This is a genomic window from Pauljensenia sp. UMB3104 (assembly GCF_030217285.1).
Lineage (GTDB): Bacteria > Actinomycetota > Actinomycetes > Actinomycetales > Actinomycetaceae > Pauljensenia.
The window spans coordinates 1-283 of the sequence record NZ_JASONN010000260.1; the positions used below are offsets into that span (position 1 = coordinate 1).

1 protein-coding gene is annotated in these 283 nt (G+C 61.5%); it reads right to left on the reverse strand.

Going from position 1 to position 283, the window contains the following annotated elements; genetic code table 11:
- A partial coding sequence (locus QP415_RS11630) for a 2-dehydropantoate 2-reductase N-terminal domain-containing protein (RefSeq protein ID WP_285100184.1) occupies nucleotides 1–230 on the reverse strand: 230 nt, incomplete at its 3' end.
- Nucleotides 231–283: the final 53 nt, after the last annotated feature.

The window sequence follows — 283 nt, forward strand, 5'->3', positions numbered from 1 at the left end:
GCCCCCACGGGCACGGCGATGCATAACAGGTTCGAGTCCTGAATGCACTGCCGGATGTCGGTCGTCGCGTTAATCGCATCGGACAGTGTGACACCAGGCAGGTAGGTTGAGTTTTCATGAGAGTTGATGAAGTCGACGACACCCTCGTTCCTACCCCACATCGACACGGTGAGGCCGGCCTGGCTCAGGATGTGCGCGAAGGTTGTTCCCCATGCTCCGGTGCCCAGCACGCTGGCGTGGGTGAAGCGCTGTTCAGGTGCGCCTGCCCGTTCCTCGGAGCTGT